This window comes from Collinsella tanakaei, from assembly GCF_016900375.1.
Classification (GTDB): domain Bacteria; phylum Actinomycetota; class Coriobacteriia; order Coriobacteriales; family Coriobacteriaceae; genus Collinsella.
Map to the genome: position 1 here is coordinate 54,903 of NZ_JACJKB010000008.1, position 25,327 is coordinate 80,229.

A 25,327-nucleotide genomic window follows, 5' to 3' on the forward strand; every position below is an offset into this window, starting at 1 on the left:
GGAAAACATGACACTGGGCCCCGTCCTACCTGTCATGTCCGAGTTCGAGTTCGTGGGCGCGGCGGCAGAGGAGCTCGTTCATCTCCTGCTGGATGCTGCGATAGGTGGCGAGCGCCTGCTTGCCCTCGGGCGTGAGGGTCGAACCGCGGGCGCCGTCGCGGGCGAGCAGCTCGTAGCCCAGCTGCGCCTCGGCCTCCTTGACGATGCGCCAGGCCTTTGAGTAGGCCATGCCCATGCGCTTCGCTGCGGCGTTGAGCGAATGCTCCTGCTCCACGCCCTCCATGAGCAGGGCGATGCCGTGCCCGAAGGCGCCCGGCAGGTTCTCGTCGCTTATGAACGTCAGACGCGTTTTCGGCTTGATCGTCATCCGACTCGCTCCTCTTCGCTAAAGCCTTTGCTCGAGTTTGCCACGGCTCGCGCATATTCCCCGTGAAAGTTCAAACATAGAGCATTGTAGCAGCGGCGATTGCTCTACAATAGCCGCGAACCGCGACGCCATGCGGTTCATCCGCGAAACCGTGCGCCGTGAGGCGGTGCCGCTGAGCCCGCATCTGGTGCGCACCACGACCTGAAGAGGAGTACCTATGGCGATGTTTTTCCCTGGCGAGTCCCACACGTTCTCTGAGTATCTGCTGGTTCCCGGTTATTCGTCTTCTGAGTGCGTTCCCGGCAACGTTTCGCTCAAGACCCCGCTCGTGCGCTTCAAGCGCGGTGAGGAGTCCGAGATCAGCCTGAACATCCCCATGGTCTCCGCCATCATGCAGTCCGTCTCCGGCGAGCGCATGGGTGTGGCGCTGGCCACCGAGGGCGGCATGGCCTTCATCTACGGCAACCAGACGCCCGAGCAGGAGGCGGCCATGGTCAAGGCCGTGAAGGACCACAAGGCGGGCTTCGTCGAGTCCGACTCCACCCTCACGCCCGACATGACCATGGAGCAGGTCATCGCCCTTAAGAACAAAACCGGCCACTCCACCATGCCCGTGACCGACGACGGCACCCCGCGCGGTCGCCTGCTGGGCATCGTGACGAGCCGCGACTACCGTCCTTCTCGCGACGACCACTCCAAGAAGGTCAGCGAGTTCATGACCCCGCGCGAGAAGCTCATCGTGGGCGACAAGAACATCACCCTCAAGAAGGCCAACGACGTCATCTGGGATAACAAGCTGAACGCCCTGCCCTGCGTCGACGAGAACGACCACCTGGTCGGCATCGTGTTCCGCAAGGACTACGACTCCCACAAGACCAACCCCAACGAGCTGCTCGACGCCAACAAGCGCTACATGGTGGGCGCCGGCATCAACACGCGCGACTACGCCGAGCGCGTGCCGCTGCTCGTGGAGGCCGGTGTCGATGTCCTGTGCATCGACTCCTCCGAGGGCTTCTCCGAGTGGCAGAAGCGCACCATCGAGTGGATCCGCGCCAACTACGGCACCTCCGTCAAGGTGGGCGCCGGCAACGTCGTCGACGCCGACGGCTTCCGCTTCCTCGCCGACTGCGGCGCCGACTTCATCAAGGTCGGTATCGGCGGTGGCTCCATCTGCATCACCCGCGAGACCAAGGGCATCGGCCGCGGCCAGGCCACGGCCGTCATCGACGTGTGCCGCGCGCGCGACGAGTACTTCGAGGAGACCGGCATCTACGTGCCCGTGTGCTCTGACGGCGGCATCGTCTACGACTACCACATGACGCTCGCGCTCGCCATGGGCGCTGACTTCATGATGCTCGGCCGCTACTTCGCCCGCTTCGACGAGAGCCCGACCGACCGCGTGAACGTGAACGGCCAGTACATGAAGGAGTACTGGGGCGAGGGCTCTGCGCGTGCCCGCAACTGGCAGCGCTACGACCAGGGCGGCGAGACCAAGCTCGGCTTCGTCGAGGGCGTCGACTCCTACGTGCCCTACGCCGGCTCGCTCAAGGAGGGCGTGCGCCAGACCATCTACAAGATCAAGTCGACGATGTGCAACTGCGGCGCGCTCACCATCAAGGAACTGCAGGACAAGGCGCGTCTGACGCTCGTGAGCTCGACCTCCATCGTCGAGGGCGGTGCGCACGACGTCGTCGTCAAAGACTCGCAGCAGAGCGTGAGCTATAACTAACCGCTCGCGAGTTACCGCTCGTTTTCCGAACGATGAGGCGGGGCCTGCGGCCGTGTGGCTGCAGGCCCCGCTTTTGTGCGTGAAGCGGCTTTGTTTCTCATGGCTCCCTACGGTAAAAGCCCTGTGCAGGAAATGGACCTGCCCTAAACCCGTAGGGCTTTTTTGCTAGAATTCGAAACCGTTACTGTTTGAACCCTCTAAGGAGCCCCTATGTGCGACTGCACCGATCATAAGGAGATCCCCGCGTACGACGCTGCTGCGATCGAGAGCAAATGGATCGAGGCGTGGGATCGCGACAACGTGTTCGCGGTGGACACCGATTCCGATAAGCCGAAGAAGTACGTGCTGGAGATGTTCCCGTATCCGTCGGGCGACCTGCACATGGGCCATGCGCGCAACTACACCATCGGCGACGCCATGGCGCGCCAGGCCCGCATGCGCGGCTTCGACGTGCTGCATCCCATCGGCTTCGATGCCTTCGGCCTGCCCGCCGAGAACGCAGCCATCAAGCACAACACGCAGGCCGGCGCCTGGACGTACAAGAACATGGATCAGGCTCTCGCCACCATGAAGCGCATGGGCTTCTCCTACGATATGGATCGCCTCGTGAAGACCTGCAGCCCCGACTACTACCGCTGGGGCCAGTGGATCTTCGAGAAGATGTGGGAGCGCGGCCTGGTCTATCGCAAGAAGAGCCCGGTCAACTGGTGCCCCACCTGCAAGACGGTGCTCGCCAACGAGCAGGTCACCGAGGGCAAGTGCTGGCGTTGCGGCTCCGAGCCCGAGAAGCGTGACCTCGAGCAGTGGTACTTCAAGATCACCGACTACGCCCAGGAGCTGCTCGACGACCTCGAGAAGCTGCCCGGCTGGCCCGAGCGCGTGAAGCAGATGCAGGCCAACTGGATCGGCCGCTCCGAGGGCGCTGAGGTCGACTTCACCCTCTGCGACGCCGAGGGCAACCCCATCGAGGGCGACGAGGGCAAGATCACCGTCTTCACCACGCGCGCCGACACGCTGTTCGGCTGCACGTTCTTCCTGCTCGCTCCCGAGTACGAGGGTCTGCACGACCTCGTTGCCGGCACCGAGTACGAGCACGATGTCATGGCGATCGTCGAGGGCGCCAAGAAGATCTCGGCCGTCGAGCGCGCCCAGGGCACGCTCGAGAAGCACGGTGCCTTCACGGGCCGCTATGTGGTGAACCCGGTCTCGGGTGCCAAGGTGCCCGTGTGGGTCGCCGACTACATCGTGTCCGACTACGGCACCGGTGCCGTCATGGCCGTGCCCTGCGGCGACCAGCGCGACTTCGAGTTCGCCCGCAAGTACGACCTGCCCATCGTGCCCATCATCCTGATGGACGACGAGCTCGCCGCGCTCGAGGAGGCGGGGGAGTCCATCGACACCTACCACGCCGAGACCGTCGACTGGGAGAACGCTCACGCCGCCGAGGGCACGCTCGTGCAGTCCGGCAAGTACACCGGCATGCGCGGCGGCAAGCACTCCGAGGGCGAGGCTGCGATCGTGGCCGACCTCGAGGCCGCCGGCACCGGTCGCCGCAAGGTCGAGTTCCGCCTGCGCGACTGGCTGATCTCCCGTCAGCGCTACTGGGGCAACCCCATCCCGGCTATCCACTGCGAGCACTGCGGCATCGTGCCGGTGCCCGAGGACCAGCTGCCGGTCATGCTGCCCGACAATCTCGACCTCGGTGCGGGCGAGACACTCGCCGAGTGCGCCGACTTCTACGAGACCACCTGCCCGGTCTGCGGCCGTCCTGCTCGTCGTGAGACCGACACCATGGACACCTTCACGTGCTCCAGCTGGTACTACCTGCGCTATTGCGATCCACACAACGAGGAACTGCCCTTCTCCCGCGAGGCGGCCGACCGCTGGATGCCCGTCGACAACTACATCGGCGGCATCGAGCACGCCATCCTGCACCTGCTGTACTCGCGCTTCTTCACCAAGGCGCTGCGCGACATGGGCATGCTCGACGTCGACGAGCCGTTTACGAACCTGCTGTGCCAGGGCATGGTGAAGGACGAGAACGGCGACACGATGTCCAAGTCCAAGGGCAACGTGGTGCCGCCCTCGAGCGTCATCGAGCCCTACGGCGCTGACACCATGCGCCTCGCCATCCTGTTCATCGCCCCGCCGGAGAAGGATTTCGACTGGGATCCCGATGCCGTGGCCGGCGCGAACCGCTTCCTCAAGCGCGCGTGGCGCATCGTGTGGACGCTCGCCAACGCCGGCGACGCCGAGGCGAAGCTCGACAAGGGCGCGCTGTCCGCCGCGGCGATGAAGCTGTACCGCGAGCGCCATCGCACCATCGCCAAGTGCACCGAGGACTTCGACCGCCAGCAGTTCAACACCGCGATCTCGGCGATCATGGAGCTCGTGAACGCGGCCAGTGCCTATATCAACACCGGTGAGGCGCTTGACCCCGCGCTGAGCACGCTCGTGGCGACCGATATCGTGTCGGTCATGGCGCCGATCTGCCCGTTCTGGGCCGATGAACTGTGGCACGCCGCGCTCAGCCACGATACGTACGCCTACGCGGCGGCGTGGCCCGAGTTCGACCTTGCCGAGACCGTCGAGGACGAGGTCGAGATCGCCGTGCAGGTGCTCGGCAAGATGCGCGCCCACGCCATGGTGCCCACGAACGCCACGACCGAGCAGATGCAGGAGGCGGCCATCGCCGTCGCCGGCAAGTGGCTCGAGGGCAAGACGGTCGTCAAGGCCATCTGCGTTCCCGGCAAGCTCGTGAACCTCGTCGTGAAGTAGCCTTGTCCACTTTCAGGACGGAGATGTTTTAGGACATGTGCCTCCCAAGGCGGGTCGCCTCCGGTTTTGCCGGAAGCGACCCGCCTTCTTCGTTACGCCCCTTACGCCCATCCGTCGGATTGAACCGTTTATCCAGATGTGTTGTGACTGTGATGGATGAAGCAGTAAGATTTCCTTACCGATTGCAATAAATTCTTATTGCATATGTCCATACGGAGAGGGAAGAGGGAAGAGGCGATCGCATGCAGCTGCAGACGCAGGCGTTGGTGATTGTGGGCGTGTACCTGGTGGTCATGCTCTCGATCGGCTACATCGTCGGTAAGCTCAACATCAAGAGCAGTGAGGACTACATGGTCGCGGGCCGCAGGATGGGCCTGCTGTTCGTGGCGTTCTCGCTGTCGGCCAACAACATCGGCGGCGGTTCCACCACCGGCCTGGCGCAGCGCGCCTACGGCGAGTGGGGCATCAGCGCCGTGTGGTACGTGCTCGCAGCGTCCATCGCCATGATCCCGCTCGCGTACTTTGCGCCGAAGATTCGCAAGACCATGGCCGTGACGATCCCCGAGGTCGTTGGCCGTCGTTTCGGCGCCACCTCGAGCACCATCACCGCCGTGCTGTCCGTGTTGTCGCTGTTCTGCCTGACGTCCTCGCAGATCACCGCAGCGGGCAGCGTCGTCTCCACGCTGCTGGGCATCCCGACCAACGTCGCGCTCGTGGCCGCCGGCTTTGTCGTGATCTTCTACACCACCTTCGGCGGCATGGTCGCCGACCAGGTGGCCGACCTGATCCAGTTCTGCGTCATCCTCGTCGGCCTCGGCATCGCGACGCCTATCGTCATCGAGGGCTGCGGCGGCTGGGATGCCGTCTCCGCGGCCCTGCCCCCGGCGCAGCTCGACTTCACGACCATCGGCGTCGTGACGATCATCGGCTACATATTCAACTACTTCTGCACCTTCCTGGCCGGCCCCGAGATGGTTTCGCGCTTCGAGTCCGCCAAGGACGAGAAGACCGCTACGGGCGCCGCTTGGCTGTCCGCCATCCTGATGGCCGCCATGGCGTTCTTCCCGACGCTGCTCGGCCTCTGCGCCGCGGCGACCATGCCCGGCCTTGCCAACGGGGGCGCCAACGCCATGCTCGAGGTCACGACCGCCCATGCGCCGGGCTTCATCTCCGGCATCGTGTGCGCGGCCATCATCTGCGCGACCATGTCGTCGGCCGACTCCAACCTGCTGTGCATGTCTACGATCATCATGAACGACCTATACCTCAAGTTCGGCGGCCGCGAGCTCACCGACAAGCAGAAGGTCTTCTACACCCGCGCCTGCAACGTCGTGTTTGCCATCATCGCCATCTGCATCTCGATGTTCGGCGTGCCCATCGTGACGATGAACACGTTCGCCTTCGGCATCCGCTGCGCCGGCCCGTTCGCGGCATACGGCCTGGGCCTCGTGGTCAAGAACGCCACGAAGAACTCCGGCATCATCTCGCTTGTCGGCGGTACGATCGGCTTCATCTTCTGGCAGGTGCTCTCCGGCGGCGACTTCCTGTTCGGCATCCTGCCCGTCGTGTTCGGCTGCTTCGTCTCCTGCGTGGTGTTCTTCGTCGTGAACGCCATCGAGTGGAAGCGCGGCGTGCCCGCAGCCCCGTCTGCCTACCTGGAGGAGTAGCCCTTTTGGAGTAACGTCCGCGCATCAATGGGAATCTCCCTTCGCGCCCCGTTCGCCCCGGCGAGCGGGGCGTTTTGCAAGTTCGGGGACAGGTCCCAAACTTTCACGCGGCAGGCGCTTTGTCCGCTTTCAGGACGGAGATGTTTTGGGACATTCACGGGCGCTTGCGTTGCCTTGCCCCGCGCCTAGCTGGGCCGTTCCGAGAATATATCTATTCTCGGAACCCCATTTGGCGTTTCCGCAGGATTCGTTCTTCGCGCCTTCCGACAATATATATATATTCTCGGCAGTACCCCAGAACGACCCCTGACCAACCGGCCCCCCATGAAAGTTTGGGACCTGTCCCCAAGCTTTCATGCCGATAATGTGTGCAATTTGCGAAGGCGGATGCCCGGAAAACCGCCGCTGACGGCGCAGGATGACGCATTTCACCTGCGTGTGCTATGATTGCTGGGCAATTGAAGCTGTAACGTGAAAGGAGTGCGGGTCCGCCCGCGCTTCTTTTTTGTTTGGGGAGGTGTTGCATGGTCAAGAGTGCGCTCGAGCAGCAGATCATCGATGCGCTGGAGGCGGTCGCCGGCGAGCACGGCATCGACGTCGTCGACGTCGAGGTCGTGGGCGCGACGAAGGCCCCGTGCGTCCGCGTGCGCATCGATCGGGCCGATGGCGAGGCCATCTCGCTCGATGAGGTCACCGCGCAGAGCAAGTGGGTGAGCGATACCGTGGAGGAGCTCGATCCCATCTCGGGGTCGTATACCCTCGAGGTGTCGAGCCCGGGCATGGCGCGTCCGCTGCGTCGGCCCCAGGACTTCATCCGCTTCGCGGGCTCCGATGTCGAGCTCACGACCACGGCAACGGAGGGTCGCCGCAAGTTCAAGGGTTCCATCGCCAGCGCGGACGACGCCGGCGTCACGCTCGCCCTGGACGGCGACGAAACCGTGACGATTCTCCATGACGAGATCAAGAAGTGCACCTTGAAGCCGGTCTATGACTTCAAGGGCGGAAAGGGTGGCAAGTAATGGCATCGGAGATGATGGAAGCGCTCATGGCTCTTTGCCAGGAGAAGCATATCGACCAGCTCTATCTTATCGACCGTCTCGAGCAGTCGCTCGCCAAGAGCTACGCCGAGATCCTCCATCTCGACTGGGGTGCGAAGGTCACCATCGACCGCGCCACCGGCAAGATCTACGTCTACAAGCTCATCCCCATCGACGACTCCATGGATGAGGAGGGCAACTACACCGAGTTCGAGGAGATCGACGTCACGCCGAAGGACACCTCCCGCATCGCGGCGCAGCACGCCAAGGCCGAGATCAACGCCATCGTGCGCAACTCCGCCCGCGAGCAGATCTACGAGGAGTTCTCGAGCCGCATCGGCGACATCATCACCGGCACCGTCCTGCAGTCCACGCCCGACTTCACCATCGTGAAGATCCGCGAGGGCGTCGAGGCCGAGCTGCCGCACTTCGACCTGCGTCGCTACGAGAACGAGCGCAACGAGCGTCCGCAGGGCGAGCGCTACATGCACAACCAGCGCATCAAGGCCGTCATCATCGACGTGCGCGACCCGAACTCCACGCTGCCCCCGGTGCGCGGCGAGCACTCCCGTCCGCCCATCGTCATCTCGCGCACGCATCCCGCGCTCATCCGTCGCCTCTTCGAGCTCGAGGTCCCCGAGATCTACGAGGGCACCGTCGAGGTCATGTCCATCGCCCGCGAGCCTGGCCAGCGCTCCAAGGTCGCCGTCCGCTCGCTCGACGACCGCCTCGATCCGGTGGGCGCCTGCGTCGGCCCCAAGGGCAGCCGCGTGCGCACCGTCGTGTCCGAGCTGCGCGGCGAGCGCGTCGACGTCATCCTGTGGGATGCCGACCCGGCGGCCTATGTGGCCAACGCGCTTTCGCCCGCGAAGGTGACCCGCGTGCTCATCGACGAGGAGAAGAACTACGCCGGCGTGATCGTTCCCGACGACCAGCTCTCGCTCGCCATCGGCAAGGAGGGCCAGAACGCCCGCCTGGCCGCCCGCCTCACCGGCTGGCACATCGACATCAAGAGCGAGTCGCTCGCCGCTGACATCCTGCGCAACGTGCCCGTCGTGCCCGCCGCCCCCGTTGCGGAGGACCTGCTTTCCGACGACGAGCCCGAGCGCTGCGCATACGTTTCGGAGTCCGGCATCCGCTGCCGCAACCAGGCCCGTCCCGGCTCCCGCTACTGCGGTGTCCATGACCCCGAGGACATGGACGCCTCGGATGCCTTCGAGGATGCCGAGGACCTCATCTAACGGGTAGCGCGTCCGCCAGACCGGGCGCACCCGAAGAGTCGGTACCCGTTGGATTGATGTGGGCGCGAAAAGCGCCCGAGAGGTAGGTGATTGGCATATGGCGAAGGTTCGTGTATCCAGCCTGGCCAAGGAATTCGGAATGACGTCCAAAGAGCTGCTCGAGCAGCTCGCCGAGATGAAGATTCCTGCAAAGTCCGCGTCGAGCGCCCTTGAGGACGCCTACGTGTCGATGGTCAAGAAGAAGCTCGCGCCCGTGCTCGAGGCCCGCGCCGCCGAGATCGAGGCCGCCAAGCGCGCCGAGGAGGAGGCGACCGCTGCCGAGGAGGCCGCCCGCGCCGCCGCCGCCGAGGCCGAGCGCATCGAGGCCGAGCGCCGCCGCGAGGAGGAGCGCCGCCTGTCCCAGGCCGCGCAGGCTGCCGAGGAGGCCGCCCGCGCCGCCGCCGCCGAGGCTGAGCGCCGCGAGCGCGAGCGTGCCGCCGAGGCCGTCCGCCAGGCCGAGCTCGAGGCCAAGCGCCGCGCCGTGCCGGCGTCCGATTCCGGCTCGCGCTTCCGCTCCCTGCTCGACCAGATCGCGCAGCAGGAGGTCGTGCTCAAGGAGAAGAAGGAAGCCGAGACCAAGAAGAAGTCCGATTCCGACGCCCCGCGCGGCGAGCGCGGTCGCGGCCGCAAGCAGGAGCGTGCAAACAGCGACAGCGCGCCCCGCGCACGCCGCAGCTCCGGTTCCGCTCCCGTTCCCGCCGCCATGGACGTTCCCGCGCCCGACAAGGCCGGTCGCGGCAGCAAGAAGCGCCGCGGCGGCCACGAGGAGAGCCACGGCGACCATTACTCCCGCATGGCCCGCGAGGCGGAGGAGTACAGCCGCGAGCGCGTGCTCGAGGAGGCCCGTGCCGCCGTCGCCGAGGCTTCGCGCGAGTCCACCGGCCGCCGCAAGAAGCGCAAGGAGAAGCGCGAGCGCGAGGCCGCGCAGATGCGCGAGGAGAAGAAGCTCGAGGAGGCTATCGCCCAGGGCGTGAACCCCGACGAGCTCGATGCCGTGCGCGTGTCCCAGGGCGTGACCGTCCAGGAGCTCGCCGAGGCCCTCGACGTCTCTGCCAACGACATCATCAAGCGCCTGTTCCTGCTGGGCACCCCGCTCACCATGACGCAGTCCATGTCCGATGACCTCGTCGAGCTCGTGGCCGACGACCTCGGCCGCCAGATCAAGATCGTCACGCCCGAGGAGGAGAACTCCTTCAGCTTCTACGACGACCCGGCCGACCTCAAGCCGCGTCCGCCCGTGGTCACCGTCATGGGCCACGTCGACCACGGCAAGACCTCGCTGCTCGACGCCATCCGCCACACCGGCGTGGCGAGCCACGAGGCCGGCGGCATCACCCAGCACATCGGTGCATCCCAGGTCACCATCAACGGCCGTCAGATCACGTTCGTCGACACCCCGGGCCACGAGGCGTTCACCGCCATGCGTGCCCGCGGCGCCAAGATCACCGACGTCGTCGTGCTGGTCGTGGCTGCCGACGACGGCGTCATGCCGCAGACCGTCGAGGCCATCAACCACTCCAAGGCTGCCGGCGTGCCCATCGTCGTGGCCGTCAACAAGTGCGATAAGCCCGATGCGAACCCCGACCGCGTGCGCCAGGAGCTCGTCGAGCACGGCGTCATCCCCGAGGAGTGGGGCGGCCAGAACATGTTCGTGAACGTGTCCGCGCGCCAGAAGACGGGTATCGACGACCTGCTCGAGACCATCCTGCTGCAGGCCGACGTGCTCGAGCTCAAGGCGAACCCCGACACCTTCGCGTCCGGCTACATCATCGAGGCCAAGCTCGATCGCGGCCGCGGCCCGGTTGCCACCGTGCTCGTGAACCGCGGCACCCTGCACGTGGGCGATACCCTCGTCGCCGGCATGAGCTACGGCCGCGTGCGCGCCATGCTCGACCAGCACGGCCTGCCCGTCAAGGAGGCCCGTCCGAGCGACGCCGTCGAGATCCTCGGCCTGTCCTCCGTGCCCGCCGCGGGCGACGAGTTCCGCGTCTTCGAGGACGAGCGCGACGCGCGCGACCTCGCCGAGCAGCGCTCGCTCAAGGCCCGCATCGAGGAGCAGAACAAGGTCAAGCACGTCACGCTCGAGACCCTGTTCTCCGAGATGAGCGAAAACGAGCTCGCCGAGCTCAACCTCGTCGTCAAGGCCGATGTCCAGGGCTCTATCGAGGCGCTTGCCGACGCGCTCGGCAAGATGGATCAGTCCGAGGTCCGCATCAACATCATCCACTCCGCCGTCGGCGCCATCACCGAGACCGACGTCGTGCTGGCTGCCGCCTCGAACGCCATCATCATCGGCTTCGGCGTGCGCCCGCAGGGCAAGGCTCGCGACCTTGCGGAGAAGGAGAACGTGCAGATCAAGACGTACTCCATCATCTACAAGGCCATCGAGGACATCGACGCCGCCCGCGTCGGTCTGCTCAAGCCCACGGAGGAAGAGATCCGCACCGGCGAGGCCGAAGTCCGCGAGACCTTCCGCGTGCCCAAGGTCGGTCTCATCGCCGGCTGCATGGTCACCGAGGGCGAGATCGAGCGCAGCGACTCGGTACGTGTCGTGCGCGACGGCGTCGTCGTGTTCGACGGCTCCTTCGCCTCGATGCGCCGCTTCAAGGACGACGTCAAGAGCGTCAAGAGCGGTTACGAGTGCGGTCTCGGCATCGAGAAGTTCCAGGATATCAAGGTGGGCGATATCCTCGAGGCCTATAAGGTCGTCGAGGTCGCCCGTACGGAGTAGGAGGCGCGAGAGTGAAGCAGACCGCCGCCACCCGCCGAACCGGCGAGCAGCTTCGCGAGAAGCTCGGCTACATCCTGCTGTTCGAGGTTTCGGACCCCCGCTTGGACCTTGTCACCCTGACGGGTGCCGAGGTGAGCGTCGACCGCACGTACGCCCGCGTGTACGTGTCGTGCGATCCCGAGCGATACGGCGAGGTGCTCGAGGCGCTTGAGAGCGCGCGCGGCCGCATCCGCAGCCTGCTCGCGCGCTCGCTCGACTGGCGCGTCGTGCCCGAGCTCGATTTCAGGATCGATCGCTCGACCGATGAGGCCGAGGCGATCGCCCGTGCCCTCGAGAACGTTCCCGCCACCATGGGTGTCGAGAAGGACGAGGACGGGTACCCCGTGACGACGGATACGGCGGAGGGCCCGACGGACTCCGCCGCCGATCAGGAGGCGCACCTCGATGACTAGCTGCTGTCAGAGCCTTTCCGCCGAGATGCAGCAAGAATGCCGACGCATCCTCGAGCTCATCGAGGATGCGTCCACCATCGCCATCTCGGGCCATACCTCGCCCGACGGCGATGCACTCGGCTCCGTGCTCGGACTCGGCCTCGCGCTTGCCGACCGCTATCCCGAAAAGGACGTTGCCTTCCTGCTCGCCGACCGGGGCTGCGTGCCGCGCATCTACAAGTTCATGAAGGGCTCCGAGCGCTTCGTGCCCGCTGCCGAGTACGAAGCCGACCCCGATCTGTTCATCGCGGTCGACTGCCCGGTGGTCGAGCGCCTGGCCGATTCGGCCCGCGCCCTCGCCCGAGCGAAGCACGTTGCCTGCTTCGACCACCATCCCGCGCGCGAGGAGTTCGCGGAGCGCTGCGTGCGCAGCGTCTCCGCCGCGGCGACGGCCGTCCTCATCGACAGCTTCCTGCGCCTGAGCGACATCCCGCTCTCGAGCGATGTCGCGACCTGCCTGCTGTGCGGTCTCATGACCGACACCGGGCGCTTCCAGTACCAAAACGCCGACCCTGCGGCTTTCGCCTGCGCCGCCCGTCTGGTCGACGCCGGCGCCCAGCCCTCGCTCGTGGCGCTCGAGGTCTACCAGAGCCAGCGCCTCGAGTACCTCAAGCTCGAGTCGCTCGTCATGGGGCGCATCCGCACGGTGGCAAACGGGCGCGTCGCCTACAGCTACGCCTACGCCTCCGACCTCACGCGGCTCCACGTGACGCCCGACGAGTGCGACGGCCTGGTGGATGTCGTCAGGTCCGTGCAGGGAGTCGAGGTCTGCCTGTTCGTCAAGGAGACCGAGGTGTGCCACCAGGTGCGCGGCAACCTGCGCTCCAAGTGCGACCTCGATGTGTCCGGCGTGGCCGCGCGCTTCGGCGGCGGCGGTCATACGGCGGCTGCGGGCTTCACCTATGAGGGCAGCATCGTCGAGACGCTGAACGACGCCCTGCCGATGCTCTGCGAGCTCGTGGGCGAGGACCCGACCGGCCTGCGCGTCGAGCTGTAGCGGAGCGGCCATGGCCAAACGCACTCCCAGCACAATCAATCTGCTGCTCGCGGTCGATAAGCCCGTGGGTTGCACCTCTCACGACGTGGTTGCGCGCGTCCGGCGCGCCCTGTCGGAGCGGCGGGTCGGCCATGCCGGCACGCTCGATCCGCTTGCCTCGGGCGTGATGGTCGTCGGCGTGGGGCAGGCGACGCGCCTGCTCGGCCGGGTGACGCTCGACACGAAGAGCTATATCGCCGACATCGCGTTCGGCTGCGAGACCAATACCGACGACGCCGAGGGCGAGCCGACCCGTGTCGTGGCGCCCGAGGCGAAGCTGCTCGACGAGGCCTTCGCCTGTGAGGCCGTCGCGGCGAGCGTCGGTCCGCAGCAGCAGGTTCCCCCGGCGTTTTCCGCCATCTCCGTCAACGGCGTGCGGGCCTATCGCCGCGCCCGCGAGGGGGAGGATGTCGAGCTTCCTGCCCGCGACGTCACCGTTTACGCCGCCGACCTGATCGCGGTCGGCGAGGTCGACGGCGCCCCCGTGTGGACCGTCGCCTATACGGTGAGCAAGGGCACCTATATCCGTGCGCTCGCGCGCGACCTCGGCCGCGCGGTGGGCGGAGCGGCGCATGTGGCCTCGCTGAGGCGTACGGCCTCCGGCTGCGTGACCCTGGCGTCGTGCGCCGACCTGGATGGCCTGGACGAGGCTGCCGCACGCGAGCACATGCTCGACCCCGTGCAGGTGCTCGGCTGCCCCGCGATCGAGGTTCCCGAGCGCTTCGATGAGGATATCCGCTGTGGCCGCAGGCTGCCGACCGCGCTTGTCGCCTCCGCCACCGCGCCGGTGGGGGAGGGCGAGTCCGTGGCGCTCGTGCGTGCGGGCGAGCTGCTCGCCATCGCGCGCTTCGAGGGCGGACGGCTCGCCATGTCCGACGTGTTTCCCCAGCCCATTGGGGGCGTGTGCCTATGATGCCGGCTCGCAGCGAGCTGCAGCGCGCCTTTTTGGTTGCAGGGTCCACCTGCCCGGTCGTTCGCCTCGAGCCGGGCAGCGGGATGCCCCTCGGCCGGGCCGTCATCGCCATCGGCGCCTTCGACGGCTTCCATATCGGCCACCAGACGCTCATCGCCAAGACCATCGCCGATGCGCGCGAGCGCGGCGCCGGCGCCTTCGTGGTCACCTTCGACCCCGATCCCGATTGCGTGGTGGGGCCCGGTCCCGCGCCGCGGCTGCTTTGTCTCGATGACCGCCTGCGCGCGCTTGCCGCCTCGGGCGTCGATGGCGTGGTCGTGGTCCCGTTCACGCCCGAGCTCGCGCGCCTCGACCACGCAGCCTTCTTCGAGCAGGTGCTTCTGCCGTCGCTCGACGTGTGCGCCGTGCACGTGGGGAGCGATTTCCGCATGGGCGCGGGCGGCGCATCCGACGTCGCCGCGCTGCGCTCGTGGGGCGATGCGCATGGTATCGAGGTGTTCGGCCACACGCTCGTGCTCGCCGACGGCACCGTGGTTTCCGCGACGCGCATCCGCTCGCTTCTTGCCGAGGGCGATGTGGCGGGTGCCGCCTATGAGCTCGGCCGCCCGCACCTCGTGCGCGGGACGGTGGTGAGCGGCCGCGGCAAGGGCACCGGCATGGGGTTCCCCACGGCGAACATCTCCGTGGACGCCGCCATGCAGATGCCGGCCGATGGCGTCTACGCTGGCTTGGCGCTGCTCGACGACATCGTCTGGCCCGCTGCCGTGAACGTGGGGCTTCCGCCGACCTTCGCCTCCCTTCCGGGTTCGGCGCATCTCGAGGCGAACCTCATCGGGCTTTCCGATAACGTTCGGGGCCACGATATCGCGCTCGCGTTCTGCCGGTTCATCCGGCCGTCCCGGGTGTTTGCGACCAACGACGAGCTGGTTTCGACCGTGCTCGCCAACATCGACGAGATCCGTTCTGATTTCGGTGGAAGCGGGGTGGCGATCGGATGATTTCCGACGAGGACAAGGACCGCGTGCGCGCGGCGACCGATCTGGTCCAGCTTGTTCAGGAGACGGTCGAGCTCAAGCCGCGTGGCCAGGAGTTCTGGGGCTGCTGCCCCTTCCATGGCGAGAAGACGCCGTCGTTCCATATCATCCCCGCTACGCAGGTGTGGCACTGCTTCGGCTGCGGCGAGGGCGGCGATTGCTTCACCTACATCATGAAGCGCGAGAACCTCTCGTTCCCCGAGTCCATCAGGTACCTCGCCGACCGCGCCGGCATCGAGATCGCCGACGACGCCCCGCGGGCCCGCCAGGGCACGAAGCGCTCGCGCATCATCGACGTGTGCGAGGAGACCTGCGCCTTCTACCATACGATGCTCATGCGCGGCAAGGACGGCCGTGGGCGCGAGTACTTCTCCTCGCGCGGCCTGGGCTCCGATATCTGCCAGCGCTATCGGCTCGGGTACGCCCCGGGGCGCGGTGCGCTCGTGGCGCATCTGTCGCAGAAGGGCTTCACGCCGCGGGAGATGATCGACGCGAACGTGGCCATCCGGCGCGATCGCGGTGGCCTGTCCGACCGCTTCTACGAGCGCGTGATGTTCCCGATCTTCGACGAGCAGGGCCGCTGTATCGCGTTCGGCGGCCGCATCATGGGGCAGGGCGAGCCCAAGTACCTGAATACCGCCGAGACCTCCGTCTTCCATAAGAAGCGCAACCTGTACGGCTTCAACTGGGCCAAGGAGCATATCGTGGCCGCCAACGAGGCCGTGGTGGTCGAAGGCTATACCGATGCCATCGGCTGCTGGGAGGCCGGGATCAAAAACGTCGTGGCGACGCTCGGCACGGCGCTCACCGAGCACCACGTGAAGACGCTCTCGCGCTTCGCCAAGCGGATTGTCTACCTGTTCGACGGCGATGCCGCAGGTCAGAAGGCCGCCGAGCGCGCCATCCAGTTCGTGGAGCATGGGTCGATCGACCTGCGCTGCGTGATTCTGCCCGACGACCTCGATCCTGCCGACTTCATCGCCCAGCGCGGCGGCGAGGAGCTCCGTGGGCTGCTCGAGGGCGCCGAGCCGCTGCTCGACTTCGTGTTCCGCAAGCTCGAGGAGCGCGCCGACACGTCCACGCCGGGCGGTCGCGCCCGCGCGCTCGAGGACGCCTGCCGCCTCATCTACCCGCTTCGGTCGAGCTACATGATCGATACGTATTACATGCAGATCGCCGACCGCGTGGGTGCCGATGTCGACATGGTGCGCCAGGCGGCCGCGCGCGTGTTCCGCGAGGTGGAGCGCGAGGAGCGGACTGCCCGCGAGCGCGAGAGCAGGAGGGCTGCCGTCCAGGCGCGCGGCGCAGGTGCGAACTCGGGGTCCGGTGGGCAGCGTCCCGCCGGCACGCCGGCTCGCGATGCCGTTCCGGGCGACCCGAGCGTGCCGTACGGCGAGTATCCGGAGGACGAGGAGCCCTACGACTACCTGCCGCCCGAGGCGGGTGGGTCCGCTCCGGCGGGCGAGGTCGCGCTGCCCCGCGAGGACGCGCAGCCGACGGTCCTGACCGATCTCGAGCGCCGTTCCCTCACGGGCGAGCGCGAACTTCTGTGCCTGCTTACGACCTATCCCGATAGCTTCAGGCCGTTTGCCGAGCGCATCACCGAGATCGATTGGGTCGACCCGCGCGGCGAGGCCATCGCCTGGGCGGTGCTCGCCACGCCGGATGGAACGGCCGTTGCCGATGTGATGGCAGCGGTGCGTGCCGTGTGCCCCGAGGCGCCGCAGCTCGTGAGCGCGGGCACCATCGCCGCCACGAGCGCGCACCCCACCGAGACGAATATCGAGTTTCTGCTCGATACGCTCGAGCTGTATACCGCGCGGCGACGGATGCGCTCCATGCAGGCGCGCCTGCGCAGCGACCGCAGCCTCACGCCCGAGGAGCGGCGCGAGATGGCCATTCAGGCGAGCCGCGACGCCGCGCGCGTGCGCGAGCTCGAACGAGCCGTCGAGGGCGTGGCCGATCCGTTCCGGACGATCGATGCGGGATAGGGGAGGCGCGATGCCGGCCGCCGGCGGGAAGAAACGGGTATCCGCGAAGCTCTGCCGTCTGTGGGGAGAATCCTTGACGAATGCTCATCTTTCGGCTAGGCGGGTATAGAACGTTGTGCTAAAGTAGTGGGTCCGTGTCATGAAGGGAGAATCTGTGCCTAAAAAGACCGATAGCATGGGTACCGAGCTCGATTCGTATATCGAAAAGCTCCTGGACCAGGGGTCGAGGACCGGTACCGTGACCGAGGACGACATCCAGGTCGCCCTCAAAGATGTCGATGTGTCCGATGCACAGCTGAACTCCGTGTACCGAAGCCTGCGGGACCATGGCGTGGACATCGTGTCCGCGTCTGAAGATGATGATCCCGGGCTCGGCGTGGACGATACCGACGATGTCCTCGACGACGATGAACTCGGCGACGAGAGCATCGAGGACCACGAGATCAAGGTTGCCAAGAACGCCGATGCCGAGATGGCGTCGGTCAAGACGAAGCGCAAGTCCCGCGTGCGCACCTCGCGTTCCCGTTCGCGCGCTCGCGGCATCGACGCTTCCACCGTCATGCTCACCGGCGACCCCGTGCGCATGTACCTCAAGGAGATCGGCAAGGTCGATCTTCTGACGGCCGCCGACGAGGTCGATCTCGCCATGAAGATCGAGGCCGGACTCGACGCCACGAGCAAGCTCGAGGCGGCCGACGCCGGCGAGCTCGAGCTCACGCGCGCCGAGATGCGCCGCCTGACCCGCGTCGAGCAGGTCGGTCTCGAGGCCAAGCAGGCCCTGATCTCGGCGAACCTCCGTCTGGTCGTGTCCATCGCCAAGCGCTATGTCGGTCGCGGCATGCTGTTCCTCGATCTGATCCAGGAGGGCAACCTCGGCCTGATCCGCGCCGTGGAGAAGTTCGATTACGAGAAGGGCTTCAAGTTCTCGACGTATGCCACCTGGTGGATCCGCCAGGCCATCACGCGCGCCATCGCCGACCAGGCCCGTACCATCCGCATTCCGGTGCACATGGTCGAGACCATCAACAAGCTCGTCCGCGTGCAGCGCCAGCTGCTTCAGGACCTCGGTCGCGACCCGACGCCCGAGGAGATCGGCGCCGAGATGGACATGAGCGCCGACCGCGTGCGCGAGATCCAGAAGATCAGCCAGGAGCCCGTCTCGCTCGAGACGCCTATCGGTGAGGAAGAGGATTCCCAGCTGGGTGACTTCATCGAGGATTCCAACGCGGAGGTTCCGCCCGATGCCGCGAGCTTCTCGATGCTGCAGGAGCAGCTCACGCAGGTGCTCGATTCGCTTGCGGACCGCGAGCGCAAGGTCATCGAGCTGCGCTTCGGCCTCGTCGACGGCCATCCGCGCACGCTCGAGGAGGTCGGCCGCGAGTTCGGCGTCACCCGCGAGCGCATCCGCCAGATCGAGTCCAAGACGCTCGCCAAGCTGCGCCATCCGAGCCGCTCGAGCAAGCTCAAGGACTACATCGAAAGCTAGTCAAAACAAGGGCCCTTCGGGGCCCTTTTTCATGACAGTCAGGACGGTTCCCAGTGTCATGAATCGGAGCGATTGGGAGCATGGCTTCCGAACTCCGGTTTCATGACACTGGGAACCGTCCTGACTGTCATGAAAAACCCCGCCAGCTGGGCTGACGGGGTATCAAGTTCTGGCTCCTCGAGTAGGACTCGAACCTACAACAACGCGGTTAACAGCCGCGGGCTCTACCATTGAGCTATCGAGGAATGTGGTTGCGGCTATGCAACGAAGATTAGTATAGCCAAATACCTGCCGTGCGCAAGCCTTTTTTGACGAACTTTTTAGTCGGGACGCCCTCGTGCAGGATCGCTAGGCATGTTGTCGCTTCGAATGCGGGAATGTGAGCCCTTTCTTCGACGGTCCGCGACAAGTTTAATGGCCGTTCACGCTGCAATGTGGCGTGGCAACACGCTCGCTATGAAGCACTCGGCTGCTCCCAGCCTTCTTCCATGCCCGCTATGAAGTTCTCCACGGTATTCCATCTATACACATCGATGGGAAAAGAGCTTTCTTCCGATGGCGTTCCGATCCAGTATAGAATCACTTTTTCGCCCGCTGCCGGCAGCTCGGTTGGCATCATGCCTTCAAAGTCTGCCATGCCCTCGGCACCCGCAGCAAGCGCGCTTTGCGCGATGTCCATATCGTCTGGCCACTCAAGGATGCAAACATTGGCGGATTGACTTTTCCGATCAACCGAGATGATGCGCACGTATTCGTAATGGGCGACCGGCCCGTTCTCTCCACCGCCCGTTTGCGAGCAACCAGATAGGGCGGCAAGACAAAGCGTGCAAAACATCGTGGCTACCATGCGAAGAAACATCAGGAATCTCCTGCCTACATGGCTTTGGATGACGGGACACAGTATACAGCTTGAAGGTAATGGGATGCTGAGCCTAAGGTGGGCGGACGATCGGCGCGTGCGCCTGCTCGCCACGAATGCCACCATGGGGCAGAGGGGCTGGATGAGCACTGTAAAACAATCCCTAGAACGGGGAGAGCGCCCCATCAAACAAAAACCCCGCCAGCTGAGCTGACGGGGCATCAAGTTCTGGCTCCTCGAGTAGGACTCGAACCTACAACAACGCGGTTAACAGCCGCGGGCTCTACCATTGAGCTATCGAGGAATCTCGGTTGCCTGTTCGCAACAAGAAATAGTATAGGCAAATCCTCGAGCCGCGCAAGAGGCAATTTCGGGGACTTTTTTATGACACTGGGCCCCGTCCTAACTGTCATGCTCGATGCGGCTGTCCGCTTCATCCGGTTGCAGCCGAATTACGACCATACAGCGGGAGAAACGCATAAAGAACAGCTAATGCTGGTATCTATAAGACCATACCGGACCACGGTTTGCGGGCACCCCGCCAGGGATGTCCGCTTCTTGCGAGGAAGCTCGGCATCGCCGGCTTCCGTGCGATGTAGGGGCGCCGTTCAGGCGCGGGCTTAAGGGCCACGCGTCCCGGCAGTAATCGAAGCGAGGTCATGCAATGAAGCGTTGGCAGAAACTTCTGGACGAGAGCTATCGCAGCCTGTCCGACCTGAAAGAGCCTCTGGGGATCAGCGACGAGCGCTACGCCGAGCTCGCGCCCTTCGAGGAGAACTATCCGATCCTCGTCACTCCGTATTACTTGCGTCTCATGAACCGTCTCGATGCGGACGATCCCATCAAGAAGATGGTCGTGCCCGACCTGAGCGTCCCGGCGACCATCGATGCCGAGGCCGGCAAGAACACCGAGTCGGTCATCCAGGGCGGCCAGCACAAGTACCAGAAGTCCGTGCTGATCATCTCCAACAATCAGGCCCTCGGCTACGCGCGCCATTGCTATCGCCGCGACTTTGCGCGCCTCGATGAGGACGAGGCGTCGCTGCGCATCCCCAAGCTCGCCGAGTACATCGGCGACCACCCCGAGATCGACAACATCTCGGTGTCCGGCGGCGATGCCTTCCTGAACACCAACGAGCGCATCGGCGAGTACCTGAAGGCGTTCGCGTTCCTGCCGAACGTCGACTACATCCGCTTTACCACGAGCGTTCCCGCGACCTTCCCGCAGCGCATCACCGAGGACGACGGCGAGCTGCTCGCGCTCCTTGCGCGCTACGCCAAGGCGAAGGCCATCATCGTCGTCACGCAGTTCAACCATCCGCGCGAGATCACGGAAGAGGCGTACACCGCCATCCGCCTGCTGCGCGAGGCTGGCTGCACGGTCCGCAACGAGGGCGTCCTCCTGCGCGGCGTGAACGACGATGCCAAGACCCTGCGCGAGCTCATGACCGGTCTCGTTTCCATCGGCGTGGTGCCCTACTACCTGTATCAGTGCCGCGTTCCCGCCGGGTTCGAGGACCATCTGCAGGTGCCGCTCGCCGAGGGCATCCGCATCGTGGGCGAGGCCAAGGCGCAGATGAGCGGCATGGCCAACAGCTTCCGCTACATCATGAGCCACCGCTTGGGCAAGGTGCAGATGGTCGGCTTCATCGACGACGGCCGCGCCGCCTTCAAGGTGCACAGCGCCCGCGACGAGAAGTACCAGGGCCGCATCTTCTTCGAGCAGCTTGCCGACGATCAAGTCTGGCTCGACTAGGAACAGGCCGATACGCCGCCGAACCCATAGGTTGACAGGAGCGAGGGGACGCACGCGAGGCGTCCCCTCGTCTTGTACGGGCGAAATGTCCGAAAACATCTCCGTCCTGAAAGTGGACATGGGGGAGATGTGGACGAATCGTGGCGGGGCGGATGGGGACATGCGCGTTTCCTGCCGTTTGCGGGGGATTATATGCAGCTGACGAAATCTTTTATTCAGTCAGGCGTCTCGACGACGGGCGCGGCTATACTGAGTTTCGACCTTTAAGCGCGTACGAGATACCGCAAGGAGCAACATAAAAGCTGTTCTCAGCTCTTTCCTGTGGATGTCTCGCCGTGCGCGGTCGGGCATCTTTTTTCATGTGCGGCCAGGTTCTGCCTGCCGCCCCTACCTAAGGGAAGGAGTTTGATGAGCACGTCTTCACCCAAGGCAGTCATCATGGACGAGGCTGCGGTCTCGCGCGCGATGACGCGTATCGCGCACGAGATTCTCGAGCGCAACGAGGGCTGCGAGAACCTTGCCGTCGTCGGCATCGTGACCCGCGGCGACCTGCTCGCCAAGGAGCTCGTGGAGCGCATCAAGGAGATCGAGGGGGTGGATGTTCCCCTGGGCAGCCTCGATATCAGCTTCTACCGCGATGACTTCTTGACCCACTTCTCGCCGGAGGTCCACGCCACGAACATCCCCTTCGATGTCGATGGCAAGCGCATCGTGCTGGTCGACGACATCCTCTACACGGGCCGCACCATCCGCTGCGCGCTCGACGCCATCATGGACCTCGGTCGTCCTTCCCGTGTCGAGCTGGCGGTGCTGGTCGATCGCGGCCATCGCGAGCTGCCCATCTGCCCCGATTTCGTGGGCAAGAACGTTCCGTCCTCCCATGAGGAGAACGTCCGCCTGTACCTCAAGGATGTCGATGGCCGCACGGCCGTCGAGATCACGGAAGTCGCGGCTGGCGCCCACGTCGGCTCCGCGCCGCTGGGAGGGGAGTAGCACCCATGGCTTTCAATCATAAGCACCTGATCGATATCACGGAGTACTCCGATACCGATCTTATGACCATCCTCGAGACGGCCAAGGCCTTCTCGCAGGTGAACGAGCGCGCCATCAAGAAGGTTCCCACGCTCAAGGGCAAGACGATCGTCAACATGTTCAACGAGCCGTCCACCCGTACCCGCAGCTCCTTCGAGCTCGCCGAGAAGCGCCTGTCCGCCGACACCCTGAACTTCGGCGGCTCCTCGACCTCCACGGTCAAGGGCGAGAGCCTCATCGACACGGTCATGACGCTCAACTCCTACAAGATCGACATGATCGTCGTGCGCGACAAGCACGCCGGCGCGCCCTACATGATCACCCAGTCCAGCCCGGTTTCGGTCATCGACGCCGGCGACGGCAAGCACGGCCATCCCACCCAGGCCCTGCTTGACCTGTACTCCATCTGGGAGCGCAAGCACGACTTCAACGGCCTGAAGGTCGGCATCGTGGGCGACATCGCGCACTCCCGCGTGTGCGGCTCGCTCATCCCCGCCCTGAAGATCATGGGCGCCGAGGTCACCATCGTGGCCCCCGGCACGCTCATTCCCGCCTGCCCGGAGGTCCTGGGCGCCGATCACGTGAGCTACTGCCTGGACGATGTCCTGCCCGAGCTCGACGTCGTCTACATGCTCCGCATCCAGCGCGAGCGCCTCGAGGGCGCGCCGTTCCCGAGCCTGCGCGAGTACCATCAGCTCTTCGGCCTCACCAAGAAGCGCGAGCACCTGATGAAGCCGGACGCGATCATCTGCCACCCCGGCCCGATCAACCGCGGCGTGGAGTTCGATTCCTACATGGCCGACCATCCCGAGCGCTCGGTCATCCTGGACCAGGTCTATGCGGGCATCTGCGTGCGCATGGCCGCCCTGTATCTGCTGCTTGGAGGTGCCGATAATGGCCTTGCTTCTTAAGAACGCCCATATCGTCGATCCCGCTGCCGGCATCGACGGAGTCGCTGACGTGCTCATCGACGGCGAACGCATCGCGCAGGTGGGGGAGGGCATCGACGCCGCTGGCGCCGAGGTCATCGACCTCACCGGCAAGTATCTCGTTCCCGGCCTCGTGGACATGCATGTCCACCTGCGCGAGCCGGGCTACGAGCACAAGGAGGACATCGAGAGCGGCACGCGTGCCGCCGCGCACGGTGGCTTCACCGGCGTGTGCTCGATGCCCAACACCGATCCGGTGACCGATAACGGCGTGACGATCGAGTACGTGAAGTCCGTCGCCGCCGCGAAGGGCCACTGCCGCGTGTACCCTGCGGGCGCCATGACCAAGGGCCTCAAGGGCGAGATCATCTCCGAGATGGGCGACATGGTCGCCCACGGCTGCGTCGCGTTCACCGACGACGGCCGCGGCGTTCAGGGCGCCGGCATGCTGCGCCGCGCCATGGACTACGGCAAGATGTTCGGCAAGACCTTCATGAGCCACTGCCAGGACGAGGACCTCGTGGGTGACGGCATGGTCAACGAGGGCGTCGCCTCCACGCGCCTGGGCCTGCTCGGCTGGCCGGCGGTCGGCGAGGAGATCCAGATCGCCCGCGACATCGCCATCGCCGAGCTCACCGGCGCCAAGCTGCACATCCAGCACATCTCGACCGCCCACGGCATCGAGCTCGTGCGCGAGGCCAAGGCCAAGGGCCTGCCCGTGACCTGCGAGGCCACCCCGCACCACATGTTCCTCACCGAGGACGCCATCACCGGCACCTACGACACCTGCCTCAAGGTGAATCCGCCGCTGCGCACCGCCGACGATGCCGCCGCGCTCGTCGAGGCCGTTGCCGACGGCACCGTGGATGCCATCGCGACCGATCACGCCCCGCACGCCGATTGGGAGAAGTCCCGAGAGTTCGAGCTCGCTCCCTTCGGCATGACCGGCCTGGAGACCTCGCTCGGCCTCGTGCTGACGAACCTCGTCAAGACCGGCAAGATCGGCTACGACCGCATGGTCGAGCTCATGGCCATCGGCCCGCGCCGCATCCTCGGCCTGGAGCAGGTCACCATCGCCGCCGGCTCGCTCGCCGACATCACCGTCTTCGATCCCGAGGCCACCTGGACGGTGGACGAGGCCGACTTCGAGAGCCAGGCCAAGAACTCGGGCTTCAAGGGTGCCGAGCTCACCGGCCGTGCCACGGACGTGTTCGTGGGCGGCGTGGCGACGATGCGCGACGGCGTCGTCTGCTAACATAGCTTTTGAGGGTGCCGCCCGGCGCTGCATGCTGCCGGAGTGCCCATAGGCAACACCGCGGGCCGCTCGTCCCCCTTTCGCTTCGGCGGAAAGGGGCCGCGGCCCGCTTGCGTACTGCAGAGATCCAACCGAGGAGAGGAACAGCGTATGCCCCAACCTTCTTCCGCGCGGCTGCATGAGTTCAGGGTCGTCTCGAACGACAAGATCGCCCAGGGCATCTTCTCGCTCGTCATCGAGGCCCCGGCTCTCGCCTCCGCCATCAAGCCCGGCCAGTTCATGAACTTCGATGTGCCCGGCAACGCCCAGTCGCTGCTGCGCATCCCGCTGTCTTACGCGCGCGCCGACGAGGGCACCGGCACGGTCGAGGTCTGGTATGCCGTCGTGGGCGACGGCACGCGTCGCCTTTCGGCCATGAAGCCGGGCGACTACTCCACGGTGCTCGGCCCGGGTGGTCATGGCTGGACTGTTCCCGAGGGCTGTTCCCGCGCGCTGCTCGTGGGCGGCGGCATTGGCGTTCCGCCCCTCGTTCCGCTGGCGGCCGCGCTGAGGAGCGTGGGCATCCCGTTCGATGTCTGCCTTGGCGCCAAGAGCGCCGATGTGCTCGTCGGCGAGTCCGAGCTCGACGCCCTCGGTGCCGAGCGCATCGAGGTCGCCACCGACGACGGCACCGAGGGCCGTCACGGCTTCGTGACCGACGTCGCCACCGAGCTGCTCGAGCAGGGCGCCTACGGCTACGTGGCGACCTGCGGCCCCGGCATCATGATGCAAAAGGTGGCTGAGGCTGCTGTCGGTGCGGGCGTGTACTGCGAGGCCTCGCTCGAGCGCATGATGAGCTGCGGCTTCGGCGCCTGCAACACGTGCAACGTCGAGACGACCGAGGGTATGAAGGGCGCCTGCATGTGCGGCCCCGTGTTCGATGCGAGCAAGGTGGTGGTCTGGTGAGCCAGGTGAGC

General features: G+C 65.6%; 19 protein-coding genes and 2 tRNA genes. 17 read left to right on the forward strand and 4 right to left on the reverse strand.

Annotation, left to right across the window (positions count from 1 at the left end):
• Positions 1-25 precede the first annotated feature (25 nt).
• Complete coding sequence (locus tag H6A16_RS06400; RefSeq protein ID WP_204617282.1) at positions 26-367, reverse strand: winged helix-turn-helix domain-containing protein; 342 nt, start codon at positions 365-367, stop codon at positions 26-28.
• Between the two features lie 217 nt (positions 368-584).
• Here H6A16_RS06400 and H6A16_RS06405 point away from each other — a divergent pair, with 217 nt between their 5' ends.
• The 12 genes from H6A16_RS06405 to rpoD all read left to right on the forward strand — a co-directional run bounded on the left by H6A16_RS06405 (position 585) and on the right by rpoD (position 18,540).
• Complete coding sequence (locus tag H6A16_RS06405) at positions 585-2,096, forward strand: IMP dehydrogenase (RefSeq protein WP_204617284.1); 1,512 nt, start codon at positions 585-587, stop codon at positions 2,094-2,096.
• A gap of 210 nt (positions 2,097-2,306) precedes the next feature.
• Complete coding sequence (leuS, locus tag H6A16_RS06410) at positions 2,307-4,874, forward strand: leucine--tRNA ligase (RefSeq protein WP_204617286.1); 2,568 nt, start codon at positions 2,307-2,309, stop codon at positions 4,872-4,874.
• Between the two features lie 242 nt (positions 4,875-5,116).
• Positions 5,117-6,541, forward strand: coding sequence for a sodium:solute symporter family protein (locus H6A16_RS06415; protein WP_204617288.1), 1,425 nt, complete (start codon positions 5,117-5,119; stop codon positions 6,539-6,541).
• Positions 6,542-7,065: 524 nt separating this feature from the next.
• Positions 7,066-7,560, forward strand: a complete 495-nt coding sequence (gene rimP, locus H6A16_RS06420; protein ID WP_204617290.1) for a ribosome maturation factor RimP — start codon at positions 7,066-7,068, stop codon at positions 7,558-7,560.
• Positions 7,560-8,819: a transcription termination factor NusA gene (gene nusA / locus H6A16_RS06425; RefSeq protein WP_204617293.1), complete on the forward strand. Its 1,260-nt coding sequence runs from the start codon at positions 7,560-7,562 to the stop codon at positions 8,817-8,819. Before rimP ends, nusA begins: the two co-directional genes overlap by 1 nt.
• 97 nt (positions 8,820-8,916) lie before the next feature.
• Positions 8,917-11,589: a translation initiation factor IF-2 gene (gene infB, locus H6A16_RS06430; protein ID WP_204617295.1), complete on the forward strand. Its 2,673-nt coding sequence runs from the start codon at positions 8,917-8,919 to the stop codon at positions 11,587-11,589.
• Between the two features lie 11 nt (positions 11,590-11,600).
• A complete protein-coding gene (gene rbfA, locus H6A16_RS06435) occupies positions 11,601-12,041 on the forward strand; it encodes a 30S ribosome-binding factor RbfA (RefSeq protein ID WP_204617297.1) in 441 nt (146 codons plus the stop codon).
• Positions 12,034-13,077: a DHH family phosphoesterase gene (locus H6A16_RS06440; RefSeq protein WP_204617299.1), complete on the forward strand. Its 1,044-nt coding sequence runs from the start codon at positions 12,034-12,036 to the stop codon at positions 13,075-13,077. Before rbfA ends, H6A16_RS06440 begins: the two co-directional genes overlap by 8 nt.
• A gap of 10 nt (positions 13,078-13,087) precedes the next feature.
• Positions 13,088-14,029 (forward strand): tRNA pseudouridine(55) synthase TruB, encoded by a 942-nt coding sequence (gene truB / locus H6A16_RS06445; RefSeq protein WP_204617301.1) that lies wholly within the window; start codon positions 13,088-13,090, stop codon positions 14,027-14,029.
• Positions 14,026-15,027, forward strand: a complete 1,002-nt coding sequence (gene ribF / locus H6A16_RS06450) for a riboflavin biosynthesis protein RibF (protein WP_204617303.1) — start codon at positions 14,026-14,028, stop codon at positions 15,025-15,027. Before truB ends, ribF begins: the two co-directional genes overlap by 4 nt.
• A complete protein-coding gene (gene dnaG, locus H6A16_RS06455) occupies positions 15,024-17,054 on the forward strand; it encodes a DNA primase (RefSeq protein ID WP_204617305.1) in 2,031 nt (676 codons plus the stop codon). Before ribF ends, dnaG begins: the two co-directional genes overlap by 4 nt.
• 154 nt (positions 17,055-17,208) lie before the next feature.
• Entirely contained in the window at positions 17,209-18,540 is a 1,332-nt protein-coding gene (gene rpoD / locus H6A16_RS06460) for an RNA polymerase sigma factor RpoD (RefSeq protein ID WP_204617307.1), read from the forward strand.
• 170 nt (positions 18,541-18,710) lie between these two features.
• Here rpoD and H6A16_RS06465 read toward each other — a convergent pair.
• The 3 genes from H6A16_RS06465 to H6A16_RS06475 all read right to left on the reverse strand — a co-directional run bounded on the left by H6A16_RS06465 (position 18,711) and on the right by H6A16_RS06475 (position 19,703).
• A tRNA-Asn gene (locus H6A16_RS06465) sits at positions 18,711-18,785 on the reverse strand.
• Between the two features lie 209 nt (positions 18,786-18,994).
• Positions 18,995-19,399, reverse strand: coding sequence for a hypothetical protein (locus H6A16_RS06470; protein ID WP_204617309.1), 405 nt, complete (start codon positions 19,397-19,399; stop codon positions 18,995-18,997).
• 229 nt (positions 19,400-19,628) lie between these two features.
• Positions 19,629-19,703, reverse strand: a tRNA-Asn gene (locus H6A16_RS06475).
• A 360-nt stretch (positions 19,704-20,063) separates the two neighbouring features.
• Between H6A16_RS06475 and H6A16_RS06480 the strand changes: the two genes are divergently transcribed.
• The 5 genes from H6A16_RS06480 (at position 20,064) to H6A16_RS06500 (ending at position 25,316) form a co-directional block, all read left to right on the forward strand.
• Complete coding sequence (locus H6A16_RS06480) at positions 20,064-21,155, forward strand: KamA family radical SAM protein (protein ID WP_204617311.1); 1,092 nt, start codon at positions 20,064-20,066, stop codon at positions 21,153-21,155.
• Positions 21,156-21,563: 408 nt separating this feature from the next.
• On the forward strand, positions 21,564-22,148 hold the full coding sequence (pyrR, locus tag H6A16_RS06485) for a bifunctional pyr operon transcriptional regulator/uracil phosphoribosyltransferase PyrR (RefSeq protein ID WP_204617313.1): 585 nt from the start codon (positions 21,564-21,566) through the stop codon (positions 22,146-22,148).
• A 5-nt stretch (positions 22,149-22,153) separates the two neighbouring features.
• Positions 22,154-23,098, forward strand: a complete 945-nt coding sequence (locus H6A16_RS06490; RefSeq protein ID WP_204617316.1) for an aspartate carbamoyltransferase catalytic subunit — start codon at positions 22,154-22,156, stop codon at positions 23,096-23,098.
• Positions 23,082-24,371 (forward strand): dihydroorotase, encoded by a 1,290-nt coding sequence (locus tag H6A16_RS06495; protein ID WP_204617318.1) that lies wholly within the window; start codon positions 23,082-23,084, stop codon positions 24,369-24,371. The genes H6A16_RS06490 and H6A16_RS06495 overlap by 17 nt, the downstream gene beginning before the upstream one ends.
• Before the next feature lie 150 nt (positions 24,372-24,521).
• Entirely contained in the window at positions 24,522-25,316 is a 795-nt protein-coding gene (locus H6A16_RS06500; protein WP_204617321.1) for a dihydroorotate dehydrogenase electron transfer subunit, read from the forward strand.
• Positions 25,317-25,327 lie beyond the last annotated feature (11 nt).